General features: G+C 67.3%; 2 protein-coding genes. One reads left to right on the top strand and one right to left on the bottom strand.

Annotated elements, in window-relative coordinates:
* Positions 1–1,517, bottom strand: a 1,517-nt coding sequence (rhlB, locus tag ABGA94_RS09525; protein ID WP_375367125.1) for an ATP-dependent RNA helicase RhlB, incomplete at its 3' end; no start/stop codon positions are given.
* Between the two features lie 509 nt (positions 1,518–2,026).
* Between rhlB and trxA the strand changes: the two genes are divergently transcribed.
* Complete coding sequence (gene trxA, locus ABGA94_RS09530) at positions 2,027–2,356, top strand: thioredoxin (RefSeq protein WP_375367126.1); 330 nt, start codon at positions 2,027–2,029, stop codon at positions 2,354–2,356.
* Positions 2,357–2,380 lie beyond the last annotated feature (24 nt).

Genomic DNA, 2,380 nt, shown 5'->3' on the forward strand with positions numbered 1-2,380 from the left:
CCATCCACGGCAGCGTCCGGTGCGCCTTCGGCGCGCGGCGGGCGCGGCGGACGCGGGGCCTGGGCAGCGGCGCCTTCAGCACCGGCGACCGGGGCGGCAGCCCCCTGCTCGCCTTCCACGCGCGGCTTGCGCGGGCCGCGCGAACGACGTTCGCCGCTGCGCTCGCCGTCACGGCCACCACGACCACCACCACTGCCGGAACGACCGCCACTGCGGCCACCGCCCCGACGCTCTTCCTCGGCGGCGCGGGCTTCGCGCGCTTCACGGAAGATCTGGCCGACGCTTTCGTTGTCCTCGCCTTCCTCGCCTGCAGCCGGGGCCGGGCGTTCCGGGCGCGGCAGCGGCGTCAGCAGTTCCTTGGTGACCGGCTCGGAGGGAATCTTCTGCTCGATGTAGGCCTCGATGTCCGGCAGGCCCATCGCGTAGCGTTCGCAGGCGAAGCTGATCGCATCACCTTCTTCACCCAGGCGCGCGGTACGGCCGATGCGGTGCACGTAGTCTTCGGCATCGAACGGCAGATCGTAGTTGTAGACGTACTTGATGCCATCGATGTGCAGGCCACGGGCGGCGACGTCGGTGGCCACCAGGATTTCCAGCTGGCCCTTCTGGAAGCGGTTGAGCAGGCTTTCGCGCTTCTTCTGCGGCACATCGCCGGACAGCACGCCGACACGATAGCCGGCCTTCTCCAGCGAGCGGGCGACGCGCTCGACGAACACCTTGGTGTTGACGAACACCATGGTCCGCGCGCCTTCGCTGCGCGACAGCAGGCCCAGCAGCAGCGGGATCTTCTCGTCGTCGGCCGGGAAGTAGATGCGCTGGCGCACGCGGGCAGCGGTGATGGTCTCGGCTTCGACCACCAGCTTCTGCGGCTCGTTCATGTGCTCGTAGGCCAGCTCCAGCACGCGATGGCTGAGGGTGGCGCTGAACAGCAGGGTCTGGCGGATGGTGCGTTCCGGCATGCGGCGCAGCAGGAAGCGGATGTCCTTGATGAAGCCCAGATCGAACATGCGGTCGGCTTCGTCGAGCACGCAGATCTCGCAGGCATGCAGCGAAACCACCTTGTGCTGCTTGACGTAGTCGATCAGGCGGCCCGGGGTGGCGATGATCACGTCCACACCCTGCTGCAGCAGCTCGCGCTGCTTGTCGTAATCCACGCCACCGTAGACCAGCGCGAAACGCAGGCCCAGCTCGGAACCGAACTTCACCGCATCCTTGTGGATCTGGATGGCCAGTTCGCGGGTCGGGGCGAGGATCAGGGCGCGGGGGTCTTCCGGCTTGCGGTCGGCCAGCGCCGGACGGGTCAGCAGGCGGTTCACGACAGCGACCAGGAAGGCCAGGGTCTTGCCGGTACCGGTCTGGGCCTGGCCGGCAACATCACCACCGGGCAGCGCGACCGGCAGGGTCAGCGCCTGGATCGGGGTGCAGCGGGTGAATCCGGCTCCTTCAAGGCCGGCCTGCAGGGCCGGATGCAGCTCGAAGGAGGAAAAGGTCAAATCGGTCAGCGGTTTGTCGCTCATGAGTCCGTCTTGGTATGGCCGCCGGCCCTTGGGGCGGCTGGCACTTCAGCGTCTAGGGGAACCGTCGCAAACTGCGGCCCCTGCGGCGGGTTGGCAGGCCGGGACCCCTCGGTCCGTGCGCCGCACAATGTCCCAGTTTAACGCACTCGGGCAGGCAAACCGGAATGCGGTGTCTCACGGCACCCGGAGACGCCACCTTCACCCAGCCACACTGGACTTGAACGGCCCGGTCTGGGGCGCTGGTGTCGCGCACTGCCAGCCCCATGTACAGGAGGACAGTGAAATCCGACACATACCGGGCATCGAAGCGATCACGATACGCTGGGTTCCAGACGGCGCCTGTCCCTGCCCCGCGATAGGGGTACACTGCCGGCCGTGAGCGTCCAGGCATCCCGCCGAACGCACCGCGGCAGTGCGCCGCGAGGCAACGACGAGGGTCGCGCCACCGGGCAAGGCCCAGTTCACCCACCTCCGGCATGGCCGGGTGCAATCCAAGACGAGAAACCAAGATGAGCGACAAGGTTGTACATGTCGGCGACGCCGACTTTGATAGCGCAGTGCTGAATTCCAAGGAACCGGTGCTGGTCGATTTCTGGGCCGAGTGGTGTGGCCCCTGCAAGATGATCGCCCCGGCGCTGGACGAGCTGGCCGATGCCTACCAGGGCCGCGCCAAGATCGCCAAGGTCAACGTTGACCACAACCGTGCGCTGGCCGCGAAGTACCACGTGCGTTCGATTCCGTACCTGGTCGTGTTCAAGGATGGCGAAAAGGTCGGCGAGCAGATCGGTGCAGTGGGCAAGGCCCAGCTGGCCGGCCTGCTGGACAAGGCCCCGGCCTGATCCTGCCGGTCTCCGGCAGCCGCC

This window comes from Stenotrophomonas sp. 3diitr2024 (genome assembly GCF_042136455.1).
Classification (GTDB): domain Bacteria; phylum Pseudomonadota; class Gammaproteobacteria; order Xanthomonadales; family Xanthomonadaceae; genus Stenotrophomonas; species Stenotrophomonas sepilia.